Below are 22,299 nucleotides of genomic sequence, written 5' to 3' on the forward strand. Positions count from 1 at the left end.
GCCGGGTTCGCCTCTTCGTCGGGCCCGTCCGGTGCGCGGTGACGAACGAGTATCACCCGGCCCGCGGCCCGGCCCACTCCTGAGAACGACACGACCGGCGCAGGACTTGAGTGCGTCACGACGAGATCGCGCACGATCACCCGTGCGCCACTACCGGTCACGACCGCTCATGACCGGTCACGGCCCAGTGGCTGTGCACGGCCGGTCCGCGCTGTGGGTGGAGCCTCGTAGGGTGGGCGCGTGCTTCCGGACGACGACCTTGCGCCGGGCGAGCCGTGGCCCGACGAGCCGCCGTTCGACCCGTTCTACGACGACGCCCCACCCGATACGGCGGACTGGCACGGCGTCCCGCACGACGAGGGCTCGTCGGAGCTGGCCGCAGCCGTCGCCGCGAGCGTCTCGCGCGGCTCGTCGGGTGCGAGGCGGGGCTCGTCGGGTACCGCGCGTTCGTCGGGTACCGCGCGTTCGTCGGGTACTGCGCGTTCGTCGGGTCCGGCCGGACGTCCGACCCCCGGCACGTCGGAGGCGCCCCTCGAGGTGCTGCGCCGGGTGTGGGGGTACGACGAGTTCCGCGGCGAGCAGTCGGAGATCATCTCGACGGTCGTGGCGGGCGGGGACGCCCTGGTGCTGATGCCGACCGGCGGCGGCAAGTCGCTGTGCTACCAGGTGCCCGCGCTGGTGCGCGAGGGCACGGGCGTCGTCGTCTCCCCGCTGATCGCGCTCATGCAGGACCAGGTCGACGCGCTGTCCGCGCTCGGTGTGCGTGCCGGGTTCCTCAACTCGACGCAGCAGGCGTTCCAGCGCCGCGAGGTCGAGGACGCGTTCCTGGCCGGTGAGCTCGACCTGCTCTACCTGGCGCCCGAGCGGCTCAACGTGCCGGATACGGTGGACCTCCTCACGCGCGGGCACGTCGCGCTGTTCGCGATCGACGAGGCGCACTGCGTGTCGCAGTGGGGGCACGACTTCCGGCCCGACTACCTGCGCCTGTCGATGCTCCACGAGCGGTGGCCCGGCGTGCCGCGCATCGCACTGACGGCCACCGCGACCGCCGCGACGCACCGCGAGATCGCCGAGCGGCTGCAGCTCGAGGACGCCCGGCACTTCGTGGCGAGCTTCGACCGGCCGAACATCCAGTACCGGATCGCCCCGAAAGACAACCCGCGCGCGCAGCTGCTCGACGTGCTGCGCACCGAGCACCCGGGCGAGGCGGGGATCGTGTACTGCCTCTCGCGGGCGTCGGTCGAGCAGACCGCCGCGTGGCTGGTCACCCAGGGCATCGACGCCATGCCGTACCACGCGGGTCTCGACCGCGGGGTGCGCGCGCACAACCAGGCACGGTTCCTGCGCGAGGACGGTGTCGTGATGGTCGCGACCATCGCGTTCGGCATGGGGATCGACAAGCCCGACGTGCGGTTCGTCGCCCACCTCGACCTGCCCAAGTCCGTCGAGGGCTACTACCAGGAGACCGGCCGCGCCGGCCGCGACGGCCTGCCGTCGACCGCGTGGATGGCCTACGGCCTCGCGGACGTCGTCCAGCAGCGGCGGCTCATCGACACCTCCGAGGGCGACGCCACGCACCGTCGTCGGCTCACGCAGCACCTCGACGCGATGCTCGCGCTGTGCGAGACCGTGTCGTGCCGGCGGGTGCAGCTGCTCAACTACTTCGGCCAGGCCTCGCAGGCGTGCGGCAACTGCGACACCTGCCTGGTCCCCCCGACCACCTGGGACGGCACGGTCGCGGCGCAGAAGCTGCTCTCGACCGTCGCCCGCATGGCCCAGCGTGGGCAGCGCTACGGCGTCGGGCACGTCGTCGACGTGCTGCGCGGCAAGCGCACGCCGCGGGTCGCGCAGCTCCGGCACGACGACCTGTCGACGTTCGGGATCGGGGAGGAGCTCTCCGACGGCGAGTGGCGTGGTGTGGTCCGCCAGCTCGTCGCCGCGGAGCTGCTCGCCGTCGACACCGAGGGCTACGGCACCCTGCAGCTCACGGACGCGTCCGGCGAGGTGCTGCGCGGTGAGCGCACCGTCGCGATGCGTCGCGAACCGGAACGGACCCGCACCCGCCGCGCGTCCTCCTCCGGCGGCTCGAGCACGCCCAAGGCCGCGGTCGACCTCGATGACGACGATGCGGCGCTCTTCGAGCGGCTGCGCGAGTGGCGCGCCGGTGCGGCCAAGGAACAGGGAGTCCCGGCCTACGTCGTGTTCCACGACGCCACGCTGCGCGAGATCGCCCAGCGCCGCCCGTCGACCCTCGAGTCGCTCGGCACCATCAGCGGCATCGGCGCCACCAAGCTCGACCGCTACGGCGCCGGCGTCCTGGAGACGGTCGCGGAGTAGCGCCGGCCGTCCTCGACGGTCCGCAAGCCGTCGGGGCTAGGTGCCCGGGATCAAGTGCGAGCGCCGCTCGACGACCTCGAACTGCTCACCGGTCGCCGTCGTCGTCGCCGTCCCGTCGACCTGACGCCACTTGTGCAGCGGGTCCGCGTCCACCCGGTACTCGCCGGTCCACGTCGTCGTCAACGACACCGTCCGCGTCCCCAGCGACGAGTACAGGTGCGTGACGTCGAAGTCCGGGTACGGGCTCCCCGGATCCGCGGTCGTCAACGTCGTCCCGTCACCGAAGTCCCACGTGTACTCCACTGGCGTCACCCGTACGTCGACCCCGTACTCCCCGAACAGCACGACGTGGTACTCCCGCACCGCCGGCTCCGCGAACACGATCAGCGGCTTCCGCACGAGCACGTCACCACCGGCGGGCTGCTGATTCACCGCCAGCGGCTCGATGGTCAGTACGCGAAGATCTCGCTCGAGGAAGGGCGGCAACACGTCCTCGGGGCACGTCCAGTTCAGACGGAGGTCCCAATCGCCCCAGTCCGACGAGCTATCGAAGCGCACCCGCCGCCACAACGGCTGCAGTGGCTCACCGTCTTCGCACACGAGCGACATCGGAGGGCGTCCAGGGTCGATCGGTGGGCAGCCTTGAGAATATGCAGGGGGAAAGTAGCAGGACAAAGTGCGATCGAATTCGACGACGCGCGCGCCCGGTCCCGGATCGTTGTGGAGGTAGTCCCGATACTCTTCATTTCGCTCGAAGGTCACAACGCGTGCTGTGTCATCGCCGGGAAGCCAACCCTCGACAGCGCCGGCGCCCGGCGACAAGAGGGTGACCGCGAAGACGACCGTCGCGACGATCGGGACGATGCGCGCCCTCACTGCCGATCCAGCAGGTCGACCACGACCCCGTCGACGGCCCAGCCCGAGCCGTCCCAGACCACATGCACCTCGGCAGACTCGAGCTTCGTGTCAGGGAAGTCCTCGACGACGACGCCGGTCGACGAAACCGTCTGTGACGGTGACTCTCTGAAACGGAGGAGCACGGCGAACTCACCCTCCTTGTAGTCGTCGCCCTCGACGCTCGCGAACTCGAACTCGCCGCCGACGCTGTGGTTCCCGTCGGCGAACATCTCATCCACCATCGAGACGACATTCGCGCAGTACTTGCACGAAGCGCCGCTCAATGACTTCCACGCCTGTAGGTCGCCCGTAGCGAACACGTAGGGAAAGAGTGAGAGGAAGTACCGGGCGACATCCGCCGCCGCCGCCTTCGTTGCCGGGCCACCGAGCGCGTCCGGCGGAACGGGCGCTACCGAAGCATCGAAGCCGTCCGGGGTCGGAGCCGGTGTCGCCGAGGCCGTGGTCATAGGCGCCGGGGCCGTAGATACCTCCGATGCGCGGGTCGACGTGGGCTCGGCACTTACCTCCTGCTCACGAGTGCATGAGGTGAGTCCGAGTGCGAGTGCAGCCACCATCGCCGCCGCGAGCAGCCCCCTGTTCAACATGTCCGTGAAGGTACACAAATCGGGCAGGCTCCGTCAGGATCCGTCTCAGATCTGTGGACGGCACCGGCTTCGTTCGGTAAGCCGCCAGGGCGCTGGGTGAGCACTATCGACCGTCCGACGTCACCGTCGCGACCTTGTCGACGCTCACGCCGTCGACCTGCCATCCGCCCGCATGGTGGGAGAGCAGCATCTCGATGCTGACGATGTGAGGGCCACGGAAGTACTCGAGAACCGCCCCGTCCGCCGCGATGCGCCACGACTCCTGCTCCTCGGCCTGGAGCTTGACGTAGTAGCCGTCGCGATACGTCTTGCCCCACGCGGAGTGGATCGTGAGCTCTCCCCCGATGCTCGAGCTGCCAGGCGGCGGAGTGTCGTCGCGGATCAGCTCCACTGCGTTGGCGCAGTATCCGCAGCTCGCCCCGGACAACCTCCGCCACTCGGCGAAGTCCCTGGTGGCATCGATGTACGGGAACAGCGTCATGAAGTAGCCGGCGACGACTTCCGCGTTGTCCACGGTCGCCGGGCTGGACAACGCCTCGGGTGCCGGAGGTGGGACGGTCCGGTCGAATGCCACCGGCACGGGCGACGGCGTCGTCGTCGGCTCAGGCCCCGCCGGTGCGTACTTGGGCTTGCGAGGGGCCGCGGAGGCTGTCGGACGACTCGACGCCGCCGTCGTCGCCACGACCGCGGGCGTCGGACGAGAGCTCCCGACCGCGCCCGCGCATCCGCCAAGGACAAGAGCGACCACGACGGTGGTCGCCACGACGAGAAGTCGGTTCATCTGGGCGAAGGTAGTGAGATCCAGCGATGCGCGTGGACGGCGAGCCCCGGATCTGTGGACAACCGGGGCGCAGGAGTGGGCCACCGGGACGGCAGTCGTGCGGGCTTATTGGGTGAGGGTGCGCAGGAGGGTGTCGGCTTCGGCGTCGCGGCCCGCGGCGCGCAGGACCTCGACCAGCGTCGACGCCGCCTCGCCGCGGGGTCCGCGCTGACGGGCGATGCCGAAGCCTTCGACTGCCGACTCGAGGTTCCACACCGCGTCGTCGACACGGCCGAGCGAGGCATGCAGACGTCCGGCGAGCCAGAACGCGTGCGCGGCGTCGGCGGTCGCGCCCGCTCCGGCGTAGGCCTCACCGGCCCGTGCGGCGCGGGCGGCTGCGGCCTCGGCGTGCTGCGGGCCGAGCGAGGCGAGCACGCGCGCGGCGGTGTCGTGCAGGTCGGCACCGGCGCGACGACGCGCGGCGGCAACGCGCTCCGCGAGCTGGACACCCGCGGCGCCGTCGGCGGCCGCGGCGGACTCGTCGGCGGCACGCTCGAGGTCGGCGACGAGCTCGTCGGCGACGAGCAGGACGCGGTCGCCGGTGCCCGTGGCGACCGCCGACGGCGCCCACGCGACGACGACCGCGGCGAGGTCCTGCGGCGCGACTCCGCCGGCGCGCAGTCGCGCGACCGCGGAGGGGTAGGTCGCCGCCGCGCCGTCGTCGTCGCCGAGCTGTTGGGCGCAGCGTGCCGCCTCCGCGGCTGCGATCCCCGCGTCGGCGAGCCGACCCTCGGCCTCGGCGAGGTCGGCAGCCTCGAGCCACGCGGTGGCCGCCGCGCCGAGCTCGCCCGCGCGCCAGAGCCGGTCCGCGCGCGCGTCCGGGGGTTCGGTCGCCCCCTCGTCGGGCACACCTGACGGCGACGCGCCCGACGAGGGGGCGCGCACGGCCGACGCGGCAGACGGACCGCCGGCGGGGATCACGGCGAGGTCCAGGACGACGGCGGCGGGACGGGCGGCCCGCGCTGCGGCGAGCCGCCGCGCGTAGCGGTCGGTGCCGTTGCGGGCGTCGAACTGGGCCGCGAGCGTCGCGGCCTCGGCTGCAGCCCACGCGTGCAGCCCGGCGACGTCGGAGACGGGCACGCCTCCAACCTGCAGTTCGCCCACCTGCACGGGCGTCGCCGCGTGCTTGGGAAGCAGCGCGGCGGTCCCCTCGACGACACTGTGCAGGAACTCGAACCGGGCCGCCGGCGTCGCGGTGGTCAGCAGCAGTGCGGCGTCGTCCGCGACCGCACGCAGCGCCCGCTCCGGTTGGCCGCCGCGCGCGAGCAGCACGAACCGCCGTCCGCGGGCACCCGCCATGTCCGACTGGGTCGACGCCAGCGCCGCAACGGCCCGGCGGTGCGCGCTGACCGCGTCCGCCGCGCGCCCCTCGTCGAGGTACGCGAGCGCCAGGAGGGAGAGCATGTCCGCCGGCTCGGTCGCGCAGGTCTTGCCGGCGGCGATCGTCGTCTCGAGCAGGCGCACCCCCTCGTCGCGCCGACCGCTCTCCACCAGGTAGAACGCGCGGTCGGCGGGGTCGCACGCCTCGCACTGCGAGAAGTCGTCGCGCGGGGTGCGGACCCACTCGTCGTAGCGGTCCTGCACGTCCGGCGCGCCACGTGTACAAGACCACGAGAACCGTTCGTACGCGACGGCATCGCGGCCTAGGCCCGCGACCGCGTACCGGCGCTCCATGTCCTCGAGGGTCGCCTCGATCTGCGCGGACGGCACGCTCGGGAAGTCCGACAGGTGCCCGACCATCCACTTGAACGACCAGAACAGCGCGTGGGTGTCGGTCGCGTCGACGTGCTCGGGGTGCTCGTCGTACCAGCGCACCGCCTTGGTGAACGGCAGGTACGCGCGATCCACCTCGCCGCCCCACACCAGCGAGTCGACGAGCGCGAGCAGCGCGAATGAGCGCGCACCGTCGGGTCCCTCGGCCTCGACCAGCCGCACCTGCTGCTCCGCCGCCTGCGTGCGCGCGAGCCCGTACGGCATGCGCTGCACCTGCGAGATCTCACGGTTGGCCTCGTCCAGCGACCGGGTCACACGTCCTCCTGGGTCTCGTCGCGCGCCGGTTCGTCGGGAGCCGGTTCGTCGGGAGCTGGTTCGTCGGGCGAGAGGTCGATCGGGGTCCGGCCGGACAGGCCGGCGGCGAGCAACGCGGCCATCGCGTCGTTCATCACGGCCGCCTCGCGGGCGCGCAGGGGCTCCCCAGCGAGCAGCACCGCGGTCACGTACAGGCTGCGGATGCCCGCGGCGAGCACCGGGTCGTCCGGCCGCGCGGTCAGCAGCAGCCGCACGGTCGGGTTGGCATCGTTGACGACGAGCCTGCGGGCCGGCTCGTCGGACCCGTCGGCGAACCCCGCGAGGATGCCTCCCCACAGGTCAGGTTCTGCGGCGACCGTGCGGCGCACCTCGCCGCGGTACTGCCCGTCGCGGTCCTCCAGCAGGACAGCCGGGACCTCGGCGGGCTCGAACGAGCGCACGACGAGGTCGCAGTCCAGCGGCCGCACCACGGCGGCAGCCGCCTGCAGCTGGTCGAGCACCTCGAGCTCGCGCAACGGCTCGAGCGGCGCGAGCACCTGCGCGACGTCCTGCGCACGGAGCTCGCGGACCCGCCAGCCCGGGCGGCGTGCGAGGCGTGCGAGCAGGTCGTCGTCGTACACGTAGCCGGCGTTGACGACAGTGATCCCCTGGGCGCGCGCGACCGGCGCGACCCGTCGGAAGTCCTCCACGCGGCTCGTGTAGAGCACCTCACCGTGCGCGTCGCGCACGTCCGCGAGCGTCACCGCGCCGTCCGTCGTCTCGAACGGCAGCACCTTCGCGACGAGGTCGAGCACCTCGTCGTCCACCACCGCGAGCGAGCGCAACGCGAGATGGTGCGTCCCGACGAGCTCGCGGCTGCGGACCGACGACGACGACGACAGCGTGCGGATCGTCCACTCGCGCACCTGCGCCGCGAGCGCCTCCTGGGTCGCGAGCAGCGCGTCGTCGACGTAGAGCTGCTCACGCGAGGCGGTGGGTCGCAGCACGCTCGTGTCGACCACGCAGCGCACGAAGAACGCCCACTCCGGGAGCAGGTCGTCGACGTGCGACCCGAGCAGCATGCGCTTGACGTACACGCGGTGCTTGCGGCCCGCGCCCGCGGGTACCGCCGTCGGCAGGACGAACGCGACTCCGCTGAGGCCCGCGACCGGCACGTCCAGCTCGATGCTCGCGAGCGGCGTGAAGCCGAGCGCGCGCTCGCAGTGTGCCGCGAGCGCGCTCTCGCGCGCACCCTCGTCGGGAAAGGTCCTGTGCCACGGCAACGTCGGCTCGGACACCCGGCGCCACGCGGTCCCCGAACCCTCGCCGCCCGGCAACGGCACCTGGACAGCCACGTCCACCGGCAGCAGCCCGCCGAACTCCTCCGCGAGCGCCACCACCGTCTCGGCCGCAAGCCAGTGCTCGGCGTCGCGGCGCGCGCGCAGGCGCACTGTGCTGCCGACCGGCACGTCGTCGTCCGCCAGCACCTCGAGGTCGTAGCGGCCGTCAGCGTGCCCGACCCACCGCACCGGCGGCGCCAGCGGATCCGCGGCCGAGCGCGAGACCAGCTCGATCTCGTCCGCCACCATGAACGCCGAGAGCAGCCCGATGCCGAACTGCCCGAGGAACTCCTCGCGGCCCAGCCCCAGGTCGAGGTCGCGCTTCGACGAGCGGCCGACCGTCGCGAGCAGCTCCTGCGCCTGCGCGAAGGTCAGCCCGATCCCCGTGTCCGTGACCTCGAGCGAACCGTCCGGACCCGGCCGCAGGCGCACCCGCGCGGGCGCGTCCGGGTCGAGCGCCCGGCGCGCGGTGATCGCGTCGACACCGTTCTGCAGCAGCTCGCGCACGTACACGCGCGGCCCCGAGTACAGGTGCCGCGCCAGCAGGTCGACGATGCCGCGCAGGTCGACCTGGAAGGCCTGGCCCCGCGCAGCGCCGTCGTCGGTGGCGTTCAGTCCTCGACCTCGAGCTTGGCCTTCGCCTCGGCTGCCTCGTCGGGGAAGTGCTCGTCGAGGTTCTCGAAGAGTCGCAGCGTCGTCGTGATGCCGCACGCGAGGTGCTGGTCGATCTGCGCGTCCGTCACGCCGGGCTCGTAGTCGACCGTGTGCTCTGCGTACACGCCGACGGTGGCGTCCTCCGCCCGCACGTACGCCTTGGGCCACAGCTTCTCGGCATTCCACGTGTTGACCAGCGCGGTCAGCTCCGCGAGCCGCTCGATGCCCACCTCGCGGTTCCACCGACCGCGCGTCTGCAGGTACTCGCCCTCACCGCCCATGAGGAAGAAGTAGAAGAGGTGGCCGTCCCAGTAGCCGCCGACGTCGCCGTCGTCGTCGATGCCGTACTGCAGCTCGCGTGCGTCGAGCACCGCCGTGAGCCGGTCGCGGCTCAGCGGCTCGAGCGCTCCTGCCTCCGGTGCCGTCGTGTCCTTGGTGAAGAAGCCCATGGTCTCCCCTGTGAGTTCGGTGCCGTCCGTGCAGGCCGCCCGCACGGGCGGTCCGGCGTCGGGTGACGATCCTAGACAATTCCACCCACACGCCACGCCGCCGTCTGGGTGAGATCGAGCTGCGTGCCACCTGACGGCTGCTCCAAGTTCTGCAGCAGCTTGCAGCAAGTCTGGTGCACGGCTCAGAGCGACGGGCGGGGCCGGTCGAGCGCGCGCCGCGCGGATTCGGTGGGCGGGCACGCTCGTCGTGAAGGCTGTTGCTCTGGAGGAGAACCGTGACCGTGGACGGGACGCACCACGCGTCGTCGTCGGGGCTGACGGGCGTAGGGTGGTATCGATCTGATACCAGGAGGCGACCATGCCCATGACGCTCCGCCTGAGCGAGGACGACGAGGCCAAGCTCCGTCAGCTCGCCGCCGTGACGCACCGCTCGCTCAACGACGCCGTCGCGCTCGCCATCCGCGAGACCGCCGAGCGGCACGCGGTCACCGCGGCGTACGAGGTCGCCATCGCGCAGGTCGAGGTCGACGACGCCGAGGCGCTCGACCGCCTCTCGAGGTGAGCGACCTCGTCGTCCTCCCGACGACCGAGATTGCGGTTGCGCTGTGCCGGCGCCATGGCTGGCAGGTCCGGGACGTCGGCCTGCTCGCGTCGGCGCTCTCGCGGCCGGGGCAGGTGGTGTGGGGCGTCGAGGCGTATGTCGGCCTGCACGCGAAGGCGGCGGCGCTGCTCGACTCGATCAGCCGCTCGCATCCCTTGCTCGACGGGAACAAGCGCCTTGCATGGACTCTGGTGGCCGCGATGTACCGCGTGAACGGCCATCGGCTCGTCGCGAGCGCGGACGAGGTCGACCACTTCATGCGCACCGTCGGCGGCGACGAGCACCTGTCGCTCATCGAGGTCGAGACCTGGCTGCGGGCGCACGCCGCGGAGGCGGATGCATAATCGGCGTCTTCGAACGATACGAACATCACTACGCTTCGTTCGTTCATGATGATGGAGGACACCGTGACCGGTGCAGGCGCGACCCAGACGTACGGGGCGCGCATCGTGATCACCGACGTGTCGACGTCGCCGCAGACGCTGGCGCTCAGTCCTCATCCACTGCACTGACGAGCTTGCCCGGTGGCGGCCAGCTGTACGTCCGCCGGCCGAGGCCGGATGGATCTTCGACCTCGAGCGACTTGGCCCACGCGACGAGCTCGGCCAGCGCCGACACCACGCGAGGCTCGCGGTCGAAGGCCTCGTCGAGGCGGCGACGTTCCTCAGCTGTGAGCGTGATGACCTGGACCTCGAGCAGCGTCTCGCGGGCGCGGTCGAGCGCGGCGCCGAGGATGAACGACGTCAGGTCCTGCTGCTGCTCCGCCGCGGCGCGCCGCAATACATCGAGCGACTCCGGTGCCACACGCAGGTTGAGGCGCGAGGTCTTCGTTGCGGTAGCCATCGCTCACTCCTCGTACGTACTTGGTCTGTACAACCGTAGCCTTCGTCAGGTTGCCACTGCCGGCCGCGCGGCGCGAGCGAACACCCTCGTCGAACCCCACCGTCGGGCGTCGGCCACAGCGACGGGGCGCAGCTCTGGAGTCGGCCCCAACCCTGGGACCGGAGGTCGTGAGTGCCGCGACGGTCACGACCGCGACGACGCCCCACGCGCCTCGGCGCAGTCGTCGATGACCACGGTGCGAGTCTTGGCGCCGACGGCGAGCGCGTAGCGACGCAGAGTCGAGAGCGTCGGGTTCGCGTCGTCGCGCTCGAACCCGGCAACCGTTGGCTGGCTCACGCCCATCCGTTCCGCAACGACAGCCTGTGACAACCCGTGCTCCCTGCGCAGTCTGACGAGCGTGGCGCGCAGGGCGGCATGGTCCTCGATCAGGGTGTCGGCGCGCCGGGCGATCAGTTCCGCACTCTCGTTCTCCATAGGTTTTATCCTATGGGCGCGCAGGTGGTGTACGTCGGCTGCGCGCGCCACCGGGCACCGGGTCACTCCGCCACGACGGCCATCCACGCCAGGACGCGCACGTCGTCCAGCTCGATCTCCGGCAGTGGGACCACGGGCTGCGGGCGTTGCAGGCGAAGGAGGTCGGCGAGCGTGGCGAGCTCACGCACGGCGGACTCCGGGTCGTTCTCGAACTCGCGCAGCACGGCACGGACATCTCGTTGGATGCGCACCTCGACCTGCTGGCTCAGCCGGTCGACGAGCACGTCCTGCGCGTTCGCCAGCGCGAGGCCGTGACGCCGCACCAGTTCCGCCGCGCCACGCATCACCTTCGGGATGACGGGCTGAACCGTGGCCGGGTCCGTCTGGCGCATCCAGTCGTCGAACACGTGCTGCTGCACCGTGGGCCAGACGTCCAGCACGCCTTCGTGCAGGTCCTCGGGCAGGACGGCCTCGACGCCGGGCGCGCGCGGATCGGCTCTGTTGAGGCATGCCAGCAGTCGGTCGACGACGAGCGGCGCACCGTCGACGCGCTGCGGGACGTACCTACCCGACGACCCGTCGCGCTCCAGCGGGACGTACCGGAAGCGCGGCCTCGGGTCGTCGGCCACGGTTACGCAGAACACGACACCCGGCTCGGCGCCGCGCACGATCCCCGACCCTGCACCACGCGGCAGGCCGAGCACCGCGGAACGGGTGGACGGCGTGCGCATCGCGTTGGCGAGCCGGCGTTGGAACTCCTCCGACGAGGCAGCGGCGCCGGACTCGTCGTCGAACAGCCCCGTCTCTTCGGCGCGCAGCCGCCGGATCTCGTCGAGCGTCTCGGAGATGACCCGGTCGACCTCCTCGGCGCCCGGCAGCACGGCCGACGTACCGAACGCGGCGTTGGCCTGCGCGATCTTGCGCTGGAGTCGCGCCTCGAGCTCGAGCAACGCCTCGAGCTGGGCGTCCGGGAAGAAGCACCGCAGGTGGATGTGGCGGTGCTCCGAGCCGATGCGGTCCACGCGTCCGTGCCGCTGCACGAGGCGCATCGGGTTCCACGGCAGGTCGTAGTTGATGATGTGCCCGGCCTGCTGGAGGTTGACACCCTCGGCGAGCACGTCCGTCGCCACGGCGATGTCGAACAGGTCGTCCTCGGTGCCGGCGCCCGCGGTCTTGGGGGCGAACCCGACGATCGCCTTCTGCCGCTCCTTCTTGTCCCGCCCGGTTGCCTGGACGATCCGGCCGCGGTAGTCCGCGAGCCGCTCGTCGGACTTGATCCGTGCGTTCAGGCATGCGAAAACGTGCTCCGCGGTGTCGGCGAAGTAGGTGAACACGAGCACCTTGCGGCGATCGCGTACCTGCTCGACGGACAGCCCCTCCTCGCGGGCTGCCGCGGCGATCGCCGCGAGCTCCTCGACCAAGGCGTCGATCTTGGGGTCGTCTGCGGCGTCGACCGCGTCCGTCCGGTCCGCGAGTCGTGCCAGCAGGTCGCGGTCCGACGAGACAGCGGCGCGCAGCGCCACAGCGTCGTAACTGGTCGCGGGCTCGGACTGGGCACGCGCCTCGTCGTCGAGGCCGCGAACCACGTCGTCGACGTCGTCGGTGTCGCTCGCCGCCCAGGCGCGCAGGGCGTCGCCGCGCAGCACCCAGCCGTCGTCGAGCGCCGCCAGGAAGCTGTCGTGCGAGGCGATCATGGCGCGAAGCGTGCTGGTGAAGGCGACCGCGGAAGACTCGAACCGCTTGAGCAGCGTGGACTGCAGCAGCCCGGCGTTCTGCACCTGGTACTGCTCCTCGCCCTCGCCCTGGAAGCGCGACGGGACATAGCGCGCCATGGTCAGGACGTCCGGGTCCAGCCCGCGGCTGACGCCGATCTCGTCCCGGTCCGCGCCGAGCGCGTGCGCGAAGTCGTCGAAGAACCCGGGCAGCACACCTTCGAGGTCGTAGTCCACGCGCAGCACACGGGCCTGCGGGAACACGATCTGCTTGCCGTTGACGGTCGCGTGCGGGTACTGGGTCTTGATGAACCGCCGGGTGCGGCGCACCGCGATCGCGTCGAGCAGCTCGAACAGGTGCTGGCCGGAGAGCTCGTCGGGGTCGAGCGCCATCGCGACGTCGAAGTAGTCCTTCACCGACCGCACGCCTGCGTCGGCGAACGCGGTGTCGCTGGGGTTGATGTAGCCGACGAGCGTCTGCAGGTCGCGCAGGCTGTTGTTGACCGGGGTCGCGGTCAGGAGGAGGAGGTCCTTGGGCACGGCCCCGCCGAGCAGCTCGCGCATCGCCTCGCCGCGAAGGGTGACCGCGTTGCGCAGGTTGTGCGCCTCGTCGACGACGACCATCGCGTACTGGTCGAGGCGCTGAACCCGGACGCCTTGCTCGCCGGCACGCGGCAGGTCGCGGACCAGCTCCTCGTAGCTGACGACGTCCGCGGGGACGGTGTGCGCCTTGAGGAAGCCCACCCACGTGGCGTCGCGCAGTGTCGCGGGGCAGACGACGAGCACCTTCTGCCGGCGCTCGATCGCCGCCTTGCGGATGAGCTCACCGGCGATGAACGTCTTGCCGAGCCCGACCTCGTCCGCGACGATCACGCCGCGCCGCTTCTCCAGGATGCGCTCCGCGCGCCACACGCCGTCGACCTGGAAGTCGGCGAGCCCCAGCTCGTTCGCGGTCAACAGCTCCGTCTCGACGCCGTCGCCGTAGAGCGCGTGCAGCATCCGCAGGAACACATGCCACGGGTCGTGTGGGACGCGGCGAGCCTCGTAGAGCGCTGCGAGGTCGAAGTCGTCAGCGGCGTCCCACTGCTCCTCGAACCACTCGTGGACCCGCTCGACGGTGCTGGGCTGGTACACCCCGAGGTTCAGCTCCGCGTTGCGCGCTAGGCCCGCGTAGGTCAGGTTCGACGAGCCCGCGAGCGCCGCCGGCCCCGCGTCGCGCAGGATGAACGCCTTGCCATGCAGGAAACCTCGCGTCAGACGACGAACGCGCACGTCGCCGCGGCGCAGCCAGCTGATCAGGTGCTCGGACGCTGTGTCTGCCTCACGCCCGAATCCGACGAGGTCGCGGTCCTCGGCCAGCGCCTGCGCGTGCTGCTGGACTGCGTCGGCGACCCGAGGGTCGCCCTTGTGCGCCTCCCGCACCGAGCGCGGCGTGATCGTGGCCCGCACGTCGAAGTCAGACGGCTCACTGCCCAGCAGCAGCCGCACCGGTCCCACCCGATCGAGCGCCTCGGCGAGCAGCCCGAACCCGCCAAGATTGAAGTACGCCGTCGCGATGTCAAGCGGCGGTGGTTCCTTGAGCTTGTCTGCGTGACCGTGCAGGAGCACGCCGATCGCGTCGGCGACCGTCTCCCCACTCACCCCCGTCCCCGCCGGGGCTGGCCGGTTGGTCGCGAACTCGGGGTACGCGGTCACCGGGCGCCCTCGACTGCGAGCCGTTCGGTCCAGCGGTCGAAGTGGACGAGTACGGCCGCCAACCGAGGCGCATAGTCCCAGCCCCGGTGGAACGTCTCGAAGATCAGCGTCAGATCCTCGCGCGACAGCCCGTACAGATGCGCGACCACGGCATCCAGCTCCGCGACCAGGTCATCCTTCAAGCTCGGCTCGTTCGCCGAACCGATCGGCACACCCACCTCGGCCGCCCAGGACTCGAACCGCCCGTCAACAGCAGCGAGCCGTCCGGCGAGTTCGATCACGCGGCGAGCACGCGGGTCATCGCTCCCCGGGCGAGGCACCGGGAAGGTGTTGAGGATCTCGAACGAGAGCGTGATCTCTACGTATCGACGGGCATACCAGTCGAGCACCAGACTGCTCAGCACGCCCAGGACGAGCGCTTCATGCCGGCTCTCGCCAACACGACGCAGCAAGTAAGGCGCCTTGTGAGTGAACGACACCTCGGGCGGCAGGAGCGCGACGAGGACCGTGCGACTGTCAGTGGAGCGAGCCACGTCGCGGAACGCGATGCGTGCGCGGTGGAGCGGAAGCTCGTCCGTCGGGTCGAGGCCGTAGAAGGCGGAGGACGATGTGCGAAATTGGCGTTCGCGCTTCTTCAGAAGGTGTCGCTCAAGCTCGCCGGCGTCCGCTGTGGCATATGGCTCACCGAAGTCCGGATCCCACAAGTTGAACGACGCTCCAGCAAGCACGGGCGTCCGCCCGTCGGTGCGGGCTAGATCGAAGTCGAGCCGCGACTTGTCACCGGTGGCGTCCAGCTCACGGACCGGGCGGAACTCGAAGCCGTCGCGTGCATCGAAGCGAGGGTGGGACCGCATGGTGCGGAACACGCCAGCTGCGGCGTTCGTCGGGAGGAGCGGGAACGCCGCACCGGCGGACCAACCCGCGAACTCGTCCCCGGCGACCGTCAGCGAGTCACGGTGGCCGGCCTCGAACTCGGCGAGCGAGTGGAACGGCCCGTTGAACCTGACCTCATTCGACCCGCCCCGGCGGAGGGTCGTCAGGCCGACGGTGTATTGGGGGTGCACCTCGTCGAACACCCACTGGCGGGAGTTCGTCACGAAGCAGACGTCGTCGAATGCTCCCCTTCGCAGGACGTCCGATCGCCACGACGCCGTCCCAGACCCTGACAGCGCCCCTCGTGGAAAGACAACTCCCGCACGCCCGAACTCGCGAAGCAAGGCCCAGTCACGCCAGCAGAACACCTTGTAGAGGTCGGTGTCACCGGATCCCAGGTCGTACGGTCCAGCCTTGAGGAGATCCCGCAGCGCCTCGGCCGCCGCGACGTCCGCCTCGTACTCGACGAGGAGGTCTGGACGCTCGCGTCGATACCTGGGGATCGCGGCGTTCTTGTCCTTCTGCGACATGGATCGGAGGCCCGGGAACCTCAGCCCCCACCAACCGTGTTCCTCGACCTTGACCTTCTCCCACGGCGGGTTGCCAAGGATCACATCGAACCCGGGGCGCTCGCGGCCAGGGCGGAACGCCTCCGGGAAGGCGATCGGGAAGTGGACCGGCCGGAGCCGGTCGATCTCGAGCCGGATCGCCGGGCGCGCGCCCGCCGCCTCCAGCGCTGACCAACCCGTCGCGGAGAGCAGGCGCAGGTCGAGGAGGCCGAGTCGTGCACCCACGATCGCGTCGAACACCGAGGCGACAGGCGCCACCTTCTCGCGGGCCTCCTGCTGGAGCGCTTCGGCCTGCAGGGTCTCGGCGACCGAGACCTCCGAGATGCGGGCCGCGCGCTTGAGTGGCTCGTCGGTCGCAGCGATAGCGGTCAGCACCTCGTCCGCGAACAGACTCTGGATTCCCGAACCCGTGCGTCGGTCGGGCTCGAGCTCGTCGAGCGCCTCCTCGATCGTGCCGATGCCCGTCAGGGAGTTGCCGTGCACCAGGCCGTGGTCGAGTGACGACATCGGGAGGCCGGGGACGAATGTCTGAATCCACAGCGCGAGCCGCGCCAGCTCCACGGCGATCTCGTTGACGTCGACGCCGTAGATGCACCGGCGCGCGACCTGGCGCCGTAGCAGCGCCTCGTGCGTGATCTCCGGCGCAGCGGCGCCGGTGACACCCACGTCGGCGAGCTTCGCGATCGCGGCGGACCGCAGCCGGTCCAGCTCGTCCGTCACTGCGGGCATCGGGTTGCTGTCGAGGAAGCCGTTCATGGCGCGGGCCACGTGGTCGACGGCAGCGACGAGGAAGTGCCCCGAACCCATCGCGATGTCCGCGACGCGGAAGTCGAACAGAGCCTCGGCGGCGTCGGACTCGCGGCCAGACGCGACGAGCTCGGCGACCCGTGCAAGGTGTTCGGCGACGGTGGGATCGAGCGCGGTCTCGAGCAGGTGCTCGACCGCGAACTCCTTGGTGAAGTACGACCCGGTGGCCTTGCGGGCGCCCGAGGCATTGTGGAAGTAGACGGACCCGGCGTGCGCGACCACGTCGTCGCCGGGCTTAGCCGGGACGTAGGCGAGGGTCTTGGGGTCCACCGCGAGGTCGACCGGCGCGAGCGAGAGCGACGACTCGAGCAGACCCTCGTAGATGGTGCCGAACTCGCGCACCGACAGCGCCTGGAAGTCGACCGGCCCATAGGTGCCGTCGCGCCCGGTGTCGACGAGCATCGCCACGAGCGCCGGGCCGATCTCGGCGTTCGTGAGCCGCAAGCGGGCGATCGCCTGACCGGACGGGGAGTCGTCGCGGAACAGCGACCCGCCGTACTCCGGCACGCCCCACTCGGTGTGGCCGCCGTAGACGGCCTTCCAGATCGCCTGCAGGTCGTCCCAGATGTCGGTGGCGTGCTCGTCGAAGTGCGGCTTGGGGTTGTCGCGCACGTCGTCGGCCCAGGTCCTGGCCCGGGTCTTGAGCGCGTCACGGGTATACACGGTGTTGGTGCCGTACGGCAGGAGGGTGCGGTCCTCCGCGTATGCGACGAACAGCAGGCGGAACAGCACGACGAGCGTGTGGTGGTACGCGTCGTTCAGGCCCTGCTCGGTGAGCGAACCGAGCCTGCTCGCGATCGTCTCGGCCAGCTTCGGGACGACGTCCTTGTATACACGGTCCCGCAGCCGCTCTCCGAGGCTGGTCGCGTGCTCGCGGGAGTCCTTGAGGATCTGGTCCGCGGTCCCGTCGGCCTCGAGTGCGGACGGCGTGAGGAGCAGCCCCGCGTATGCGAGGTGCTCGCCGCTGAGCGCACCCAGATCGAGCTGGGTGTACGAGGCGGCGCCGGTGCGCGTCACACCCTTGTCCGGATCGGACGCGTACAGCCGAACGACGGACCCGCGCACGACGAGCACCCACGGAACCTCACGCGCGCGGGCTACCTCGATTCCATGTTCGACGGGCGACGTCCCGAGGCCGTAGCGCAGCGTGGGCCGGTCGAAGACCTCCTCGCCCTCGAGGAGGACGGCTACCGCGCGCTCGCGGTCACGGCCCGCCGGGCGCAGGAGCAGGTCGGCCCCGGCAACCTGGATCGACCAGCCGAGAGCTTTGAGCATGTCCTCGCCGCGTGCGGATCCGACGCCCGCACCCGCCGCAGCCGCCTGCGCCCAGTCCGCACGCTGCGGAACGTTGACCTCGAGTGCGTGCGAGGCGAACAGACCCTTGTTCACGAGGCCGGGGACCGCCTCGTCGCGCGTCGTGAACAACGACTCGAGCAGCTCGGTCGCCTCGCGCTCGGCCTCGGCATCGAGGGCCTGAGCGACCCGGCGCTCCACGACACTGAGCTCGGCGTCGGGTCCGACGGCGTCGTCGCGCAGCCCGACGACCGTCGCGTGCCAGCCATCGGTGGCCGGGTAGAGGATCACGAGCAGGACACCAGTCGCCCGGCCGCGCTGACGAGCGCGCCACAACGCGCGGGCCTCAGGCTGGTTCGGCTTGTGGTCGGCTCGCGCGACGGCGACCTCAAGTTTCGTCGAGCTCGCCGTGCCGTAGTAGCCGAGCGGTGTCAGCCCGTCGGGCACCACGACGTCCGTCAGGTCCCAGGTCCTTCGTCGAAAGTCCGCCAGGAACGAGTCGCTCGACGACACCGGAGCCATCCCCCTTGGTGAGCACTTCGCGGGCACCCGTGCATACACGGCGTGCGCTCCGCACGTTATGCCTGCTCATCCCGTGCATACAAGGCTGACGTGCCGTGTCTGCACGGCGAGGGTTGCGGTGTGTCCGGCGAACCGCAGCTCGAGCGAGCCCTCGCGCGGGCACTCGCTGAGGAGCTTCGTCGGTTACGTGCCGTTTCGGGCCTCACGCAGGAGCAGGTGGCTCATGCGGCGGGCATCAACCGCAACCACTACCAGCTGCTCGAGTCGGGCCTCTCGGACCGGGCGAAGAACACGCCCGCGAACCCTCGGTTGTCCACGCTGGTCGCCCTCGCCGACGTCTACGCGACGACAGTGCCCGACCTCGTGGTCGACGTGTTCCGTGACGGAGGCACTCCGGTCGAGTACGACCAGACGACTCACTGACCTGGAGCGGGCGTTCGCCCCTGCTGGTGATCCCACTCTCCTGGCAGCAACCTGGCCCGGTCGGGCGGCAGGATGGGCGCGTGCTGACGATCGACGACATCGCCGCCTGGGACGCCACGACCGCCTCGCGCGGGCGGGCCTACGCGCGCAGCGGGCGGGTCACGATCCTGCGCACCCGCCGCGGCGTGACGGACGCCGACGTCCAGGGCAGCGACCTGTACCGGGTCCGCGTCCAGCCCGAGCTCGACGACTACGCGTGCGACTGCCCGGTCGGGGCGACGGGTGCGCTGTGCAAGCACGTCGCCGCCGTGCTCGTCGTGCTCGAGCAGGAGACGACGTTCCCGGACGACGACGCCGCGACGGGTGCCGACGAGGTCACCCGATGGCTCGACGCGCTGGACCCGGCCGCCACGCGCGCGTTGCTGCACCTGGCGCGCGACGAGTTCCCGCAGGTCGCCGACCTGCTGGCACGCGAGTACGTGTCGAGCAGTGCGGACGTCGGGCGGCTGACGGCGGAGATCAACGCGGTGCTCACGCCGCGCCGCACGTTCTACGAGTACGGCGCGGCCAACCGATACGCCGACGAGGCGGACGGGATCGTCGGCACGATCGAGGAGCTGGCGGAGCGCTCCCGGACGCCCGAGCTGCTCAAGGCGGTGGAGCGGGCGCTCACGCTCGTCGTGCGGGCGACCTTGCGCAGCGACGACTCCGCGGGCGGCCACGGCATGCTCATCGAGCGACTGCTCACCGTCCACGAGACGGTGGCGAACGGCGGCGGCGTGGCGGCCACGGCGAAGGACCGGCGACGGCTGGCGACGTGGCTGTTCCGCTTCCGGTTCGACGGGACTCAGGACTTCTTCGACCCGGACGTCGACCGGTACGCGGCCGCGCTCGGCGCCGAGGGCGTGGCCGAGTACCGCGCGCTCGTCGGGACGGAGGCGGCCCACGGCCGACACGAGTACGCGGTGCAGCACGCGCGCGAGCGGCTCGCCGTGCTCGATCGCGACGCCGACGAGATCGTGCGCGCGTTCGGTCGCGACCTGCCGGGGCAGTACGCGGCGCTGCGGGTGAGCCAGGGTCTCGACGAGGCGGGCTTCGCGGACGAAGCGCTCGCGCATGCGCGCCGCGGCCTCGCGCTCGATCCGGGGCCGCACCACGGCCGGCTCGTCGACCGAGTCGTCGCGGGGGCGGTCGCGGCCGGTGACCCCGGCGAGGCCGTCAACCTCCGCGCCGCGCACCTGCGCCGCATGCCGAGCGCGATCACGTTCGAGGCGCTGCGTGCGCAGGCCCGCGACGCCGGCACGTGGGACGGGCTCCGCGAGGCCTCCGAGCAGGTGCTCGCCGAGCACGACCCCGCCGGTCTGCTGTCGGTGCTGCTGGGTGACGGGCGCGACGACGAGGCGTGGGAGCTCGCCGTCGCGGACGCCGACGCCGCGCGGTACCGGTGGCCCGAGCTGTGCGAGCGCCGCGCGCGGACGCATCCGGAGCAGACGCTGCCGTACTACCGGACGATGGTCACCGACACGCTCCGGACGACCGGCGCGCATTCGTACGCGATCGCCTCCCGGCTGCTGGTCGCGATGCGGTCCGCCGCGGGGGCTGCCGGGCGGTCCGACGAGTTCGTCGCGTTCATGACGGAGGTCGTCGAGGCGAACCGTCGTCGTCCGACGTGCATCGACCGGTTCGTGAGCGACGGCCTGATCGCGCGGGACCGGTCCGTGCGCAGGGGCTGACGCGCGTCGATCGTCCCCGCCCGTCCACAGGCCCGCTCCGTCATGTCAGTGGTTGTTCGTACACTTGTTCGAACACGTCGACGAGGGGGCGGGCATGAGCGCGATGGCGGACGGGGTGACACCCGAGGGCGGGGAGCCGCGCCCGTCGCTGTCCGCGGTGCACGACGAGGCGGCCGGCGCGCCGCTGCCCCAGGTGCTGGCGCTGGAGACGGCGATCGACGCGCTCGCGGGCCTGGTGCCGGACGCAGGCACGCGCGTCGACGGGCGCGCGGCGACCGACGCGGTGGTCGCGCTGGTCGCCGCGGCGGGGCGGCTCATCGCGATCGCCGCGAGCCTGCTGCCCGTCGTCGAGGCCGAGGGCTGGTGGGCGCTGCGCGGTGCGCGGTCCATCACCACCTGGCTCGCGGTCGCCGCCCGCGTGCCCTGGGCCCGCGCGCAGGGGATCGTGCGACTGGGACGTGCCATCGCGACCGACCTGCCCGAGACGGGCGCGGGTGCGGTGGGCGGCGAGGTGCCCCTGGACAACGCGCTCACGCTCGCCCGGCTCGGCCCCACCACGAAGGCCCGACGAGAGGCGCTGGCCCAGCCGGCGGAGGCCTGCGGCGAGGGGTTCCTCGTGAAGCACGCGCGCGAGCTCGCACCCGAGACGTTCACGCGTCTCGTGCGCCGCTGGGCGGCCGCCGCAGACCCCGAGTCCGACGAACGCGGCTACCGCAGCGCCGTCGACCGCGAGTGCCTCACGCTGTCGCCGACCACGCACGGCGTGCAGCTGCGCGGGTTCCTGACCACCGAGCACGGCGCGAGCCTGCGCACGGCGCTCGACTCGCTCATGGGAACGCCTGCGCCCGGGGAGCGCCGGACGACGACGCAGCGTCGGGCGCAGGCGTTGGCCGACCTGTCGCGCCTCGCGCTCGACCACGGCCTGGCCGGCACCGGCGCCGGCGGGCGGGTGCGCCCGCACCTGTCCTGCGTCGTCGACCACGACACGTTCAGACGCCTCGTCGACGACGACGGCGCACTCGACGACATGGCCGCCGACGGGCCTGACCTGCGGCGCAGCGACCTTCGCGACGACCTGCGGGGCGACCCACGCGACGAGAGCGAGACGGACCCGGGCGCCGCGCCCTGGCGCCTGCGGGCGGTGTCCGACGAGGAACGCTTCGCCGTCGCGGAGGTCGTCGGCGGCGGACCGGTCCCCGGGCACGTCCTGAGGCGCCTCGCCTGCGACGGCGCTGTGGGTCGGCTCATCTTCGGGCCGGCGTCCGAGCTGATCGATGTCGGCCGGGCCGAGCGTCGGTTCACGGCCGCGCGGCGACGCGCGATCGTCGCACGGGACCAGTCCTGCCGGTACCCGGACTGCGGCGCGCCCGCGGCTCTCGGCGAGCTCCACCACGTCACGCCCTGGAGCGAGGGCGGCCGCACCGACGCCAACGCCGGGATCCTGCTCTGCTACCACCACCACGACGTCGTCCATCGACTGCGCCTGCGCATCGAGAGCCGAAGATCGGGCGGATGGCGCTTCACCACCGCGACCGGCCAACCGCTCGACCGCGGGTCATGACGCGCGCCGCGCCGCCGCGGCGCACGCGGGAGGAGGACGAGTCGCGCCCGCTCGCGCCCGCCGACTCACCCTCTCCGACTCACG

The 22,299-nt window shown here is 71.6% G+C and carries 16 protein-coding genes; 6 read left to right on the plus strand and 10 right to left on the minus strand.

The features are described from left to right. Positions 1–240 precede the first annotated feature (240 nt). A complete protein-coding gene (recQ, locus tag CCO02nite_RS02695) occupies positions 241–2,337 on the plus strand; it encodes a DNA helicase RecQ (RefSeq protein ID WP_371862469.1) in 2,097 nt (698 codons plus the stop codon). Between the two features lie 36 nt (positions 2,338–2,373). Here the strand turns inward: recQ and CCO02nite_RS02700 are convergent, their stop codons facing one another. The 6 genes from CCO02nite_RS02700 to CCO02nite_RS02725 form a co-directional block, all read right to left on the minus strand. Further along, positions 2,374–3,213, minus strand: coding sequence for a PKD domain-containing protein (locus tag CCO02nite_RS02700; RefSeq protein ID WP_146841518.1), 840 nt, complete (start codon positions 3,211–3,213; stop codon positions 2,374–2,376). After that, positions 3,210–3,701 carry a DUF6318 family protein gene (locus CCO02nite_RS02705; protein WP_146841519.1) on the minus strand — a complete coding sequence of 164 codons (492 nt, stop codon included), beginning with the start codon at positions 3,699–3,701 and terminating at the stop codon, positions 3,210–3,212. Before CCO02nite_RS02705 ends, CCO02nite_RS02700 begins: the two co-directional genes overlap by 4 nt. 241 nt (positions 3,702–3,942) lie before the next feature. Then, positions 3,943–4,353, minus strand: coding sequence for a hypothetical protein (locus CCO02nite_RS02710; protein WP_146841520.1), 411 nt, complete (start codon positions 4,351–4,353; stop codon positions 3,943–3,945). A 372-nt stretch (positions 4,354–4,725) separates the two neighbouring features. Continuing rightward, a complete protein-coding gene (locus CCO02nite_RS15600) occupies positions 4,726–6,687 on the minus strand; it encodes a hypothetical protein (protein WP_186812557.1) in 1,962 nt (653 codons plus the stop codon). Beyond that, positions 6,684–8,621, minus strand: a complete 1,938-nt coding sequence (locus tag CCO02nite_RS02720) for an HSP90 family protein (RefSeq protein ID WP_146841781.1) — start codon at positions 8,619–8,621, stop codon at positions 6,684–6,686. Before CCO02nite_RS02720 ends, CCO02nite_RS15600 begins: the two co-directional genes overlap by 4 nt. Beyond that, on the minus strand, positions 8,618–9,109 hold the full coding sequence (locus tag CCO02nite_RS02725) for a type III secretion system chaperone family protein (RefSeq protein WP_146841521.1): 492 nt from the start codon (positions 9,107–9,109) through the stop codon (positions 8,618–8,620). Before CCO02nite_RS02725 ends, CCO02nite_RS02720 begins: the two co-directional genes overlap by 4 nt. 358 nt (positions 9,110–9,467) lie before the next feature. On the opposite strand from CCO02nite_RS02725, the gene CCO02nite_RS02730 reads away from it, so the two are divergent. Beyond that, complete coding sequence (locus CCO02nite_RS02730) at positions 9,468–9,671, plus strand: ribbon-helix-helix protein, CopG family (protein WP_146841522.1); 204 nt, start codon at positions 9,468–9,470, stop codon at positions 9,669–9,671. Beyond that, positions 9,668–10,054: a type II toxin-antitoxin system death-on-curing family toxin gene (locus tag CCO02nite_RS02735; protein ID WP_146841523.1), complete on the plus strand. Its 387-nt coding sequence runs from the start codon at positions 9,668–9,670 to the stop codon at positions 10,052–10,054. The genes CCO02nite_RS02730 and CCO02nite_RS02735 overlap by 4 nt, the downstream gene beginning before the upstream one ends. A 145-nt stretch (positions 10,055–10,199) precedes the next feature. Here the strand turns inward: CCO02nite_RS02735 and CCO02nite_RS02740 are convergent, their stop codons facing one another. The 4 genes from CCO02nite_RS02740 to CCO02nite_RS02755 all read right to left on the minus strand — a co-directional run bounded on the left by CCO02nite_RS02740 (position 10,200) and on the right by CCO02nite_RS02755 (position 18,489). Further along, positions 10,200–10,553: a type II toxin-antitoxin system TacA family antitoxin gene (locus tag CCO02nite_RS02740; protein WP_146841524.1), complete on the minus strand. Its 354-nt coding sequence runs from the start codon at positions 10,551–10,553 to the stop codon at positions 10,200–10,202. A gap of 183 nt (positions 10,554–10,736) precedes the next feature. Then, entirely contained in the window at positions 10,737–11,027 is a 291-nt protein-coding gene (locus CCO02nite_RS02745) for a helix-turn-helix domain-containing protein (protein WP_146841525.1), read from the minus strand. A 62-nt stretch (positions 11,028–11,089) separates the two neighbouring features. After that, positions 11,090–14,380, minus strand: coding sequence for a helicase-related protein (locus CCO02nite_RS02750; RefSeq protein ID WP_146841526.1), 3,291 nt, complete (start codon positions 14,378–14,380; stop codon positions 11,090–11,092). Between the two features lie 50 nt (positions 14,381–14,430). Continuing rightward, on the minus strand, positions 14,431–18,489 hold the full coding sequence (locus CCO02nite_RS02755) for an Eco57I restriction-modification methylase domain-containing protein (protein ID WP_146841527.1): 4,059 nt from the start codon (positions 18,487–18,489) through the stop codon (positions 14,431–14,433). Positions 18,490–18,618: 129 nt separating this feature from the next. On the opposite strand from CCO02nite_RS02755, the gene CCO02nite_RS02760 reads away from it, so the two are divergent. The 3 genes from CCO02nite_RS02760 (at position 18,619) to CCO02nite_RS02770 (ending at position 22,215) form a co-directional block, all read left to right on the plus strand. After that, a complete protein-coding gene (locus CCO02nite_RS02760) occupies positions 18,619–18,921 on the plus strand; it encodes a helix-turn-helix domain-containing protein (protein ID WP_146841528.1) in 303 nt (100 codons plus the stop codon). An 80-nt stretch (positions 18,922–19,001) separates the two neighbouring features. Next, positions 19,002–20,654 carry an SWIM zinc finger family protein gene (locus tag CCO02nite_RS02765; RefSeq protein ID WP_146841529.1) on the plus strand — a complete coding sequence of 551 codons (1,653 nt, stop codon included), beginning with the start codon at positions 19,002–19,004 and terminating at the stop codon, positions 20,652–20,654. Positions 20,655–20,748: 94 nt separating this feature from the next. Further along, positions 20,749–22,215, plus strand: a complete 1,467-nt coding sequence (locus CCO02nite_RS02770; RefSeq protein WP_146841530.1) for an HNH endonuclease signature motif containing protein — start codon at positions 20,749–20,751, stop codon at positions 22,213–22,215. Positions 22,216–22,299: the final 84 nt, after the last annotated feature.

Source organism: Cellulomonas composti, assembly GCF_007990245.1.
In the GTDB taxonomy this organism is placed as follows: domain Bacteria; phylum Actinomycetota; class Actinomycetes; order Actinomycetales; family Cellulomonadaceae; genus Cellulomonas; species Cellulomonas composti.